The sequence below is a fragment of the Streptomyces katrae genome (assembly GCF_000966975.1).
Taxonomy (GTDB): Bacteria; Actinomycetota; Actinomycetes; order Streptomycetales; family Streptomycetaceae; genus Streptomyces; species Streptomyces katrae.
In genome coordinates this window covers 1-1,821 of sequence record NZ_JZWV01001430.1, presented here as the reverse complement: position 1 = coordinate 1,821, position 1,821 = coordinate 1, and the positions used below count along the sequence as shown (strand labels likewise).

At 77.0% G+C, this 1,821-nt stretch carries 2 protein-coding genes; both read right to left on the bottom strand.

Translation table 11 applies throughout. From position 1 onward, the window contains the following. The coding region (locus VR44_RS38020; RefSeq protein ID WP_045952246.1) for a cobalt-precorrin-4/precorrin-4 C(11)-methyltransferase at positions 1 to 502 on the bottom strand (502 nt) is incomplete at its 3' end. Between the two features lies 1 nt (position 503). Next, positions 504 to 1,821 (bottom strand): precorrin-6y C5,15-methyltransferase (decarboxylating) subunit CbiE (cbiE, locus tag VR44_RS38015; RefSeq protein WP_045952245.1); only part of this gene is annotated, 1,318 nt, incomplete at its 5' end.

Here is a 1,821-nt window from a genome sequence, read left to right as displayed (position 1 = left end):
GGGTGGTCAGGTGCAGCACCAGCAGGGCGCCGCTGCGGCCGAGCGTGGCCAGGTCCTCGCCGGGCGGCATCGGGGTGGCCTGCTGGGCGATCCGGGTCAGGATCACGGTCTGGCCGACGGTCGGGACGGTCAGCTCCCGCTTGAGGGAGGCCGCCGCCGCCGCGAACGCCGGTACCCCGGGGACGACCTCGTACGGGATGCCGGCCGCGTCCAGGCGCCGCATCTGCTCGGCCACGGCGCTGAAGATGGACGGGTCGCCGGAGTGCAGCCGGGCCACGTCCAGACCGGCCTCGTGGGCCCGTACGCACTCCGCGATGATCTGGTCGAGGTTCAGCTGCGAGGTGTCGACCAGCCTGGCCCCCTCGGGGCACTCGTCGAGCAGCTCACGCGGGACCAGGCTGCCCGCGTAGAGGCAGACGGGGGCGGCGGCGAGGGTGCGGGCACCGCGTACGGTGATCAGGTCGGCGGCGCCGGGGCCCGCGCCGATGAAGTACACGGTCATGTCATTCTCCTTGGGTCTTCGGCTTCGTCACGGGGGCTGCTGCGTCCGGAGTCCGCGCGGCCCGGGCCGCCGTCGGCGCGGCCTGATCCGCCGTCCGCGCGGCCTGAGCCTCGGTCCGCGCCGGCTTGGTGACCGACCACTGCGTGACGGGCATCGCCTGCCGCCAGCCCGTGAACCCGCCGACCGGCACGGCGTGCGAGACGGCCAGTTTCACCAGTTCGCCGCCCAGGCGCCGGTGCTGCCCGGCGAGGACCGCCTCCGACTCCAGCGTCACCGTGTTGACGACCAGCCGCCCGCCGGGCGCCAGCGCGGCCCAGGCGGCGTCGAGCAGGCCCGGGGCGGTGAGGCCGCCGCCGATGAACACCGCGTCGGGGGTGGGCAGTCCCCCCAGTGCCGCCGGGGCCGCGCCGACGACCACGCGCAGCCCGGGGACGCCGAGGGCCGCCGCGTTGCGGGTGATGCGCCCGGCCCGCTCCGGGACGCGTTCCACGGCCACGGCACGGCAGGAGGGGTGCGTACGCATCCACTCGATGCCGATCGAGCCGGAGCCGCCGCCGATGTCCCACAGCAGTTCGCCGGGGGCGGGCGCCAGGGCGCAGAGGGTCGCGGCGCGGACGAGGGTCGCGGCGCGGACGTGGCGCTTGGTGAGCTGCCCGTCGTGCTCGTAGGCGGCGTCGGGCAGGCCGGGGGTGGCGCCGAGCCGGGGGGCCGGGGCGCCCGGATCCCGGCGGCACTCCACGGCGACCACGTTGAGGGGATCGCCGGGCTCGCGGTTCCAGCCGTCCGCGGTGCCCTCGTACGCGTCCTCGCGCTCCGAGCCGAGCTGTTCGAGGACCCGCATCCGGCTCGGGCCGAAGCCCCGCTCTCGAAGCAGAGCGGCGATCTCGTCCGGGGTCGCCGCTCCGGCGCTCAGCACCAGCAGGCGCCGCCCCTCGTGCAGCGCGGCCGCCACCCGGGCCACCGGCCGGCCGACGACGGTCACCACCTCGGTGTCCTCCACCGGCCACCCCAGGCGGGCGCACGCATAGGAGACGGAGGAGGGGTGCGGGTGGACGTGCAGCGCGCCGGGGCCCAGCTCCTCGCTGAGCGCGCGGCCGATGCCGTAGAACATCGGGTCCCCGCTGGCCAGTACGGCGATCCGGCGCCCGGCGTGCTCGGCCATCAGCTTCGGCACCGCGGGGCGCAGGGGGCTCGGCCACGCCACCCGCAGCCCGGCGCACTCGCCGGCCGGGAGCAGGTCCAGCTGCCGGGGCCCGCCGATCAGCACCTCGGCGCCGGTCAGCGCGCCCCGGGCGGCGGCGGTGAGCCCGGCCCAGCCG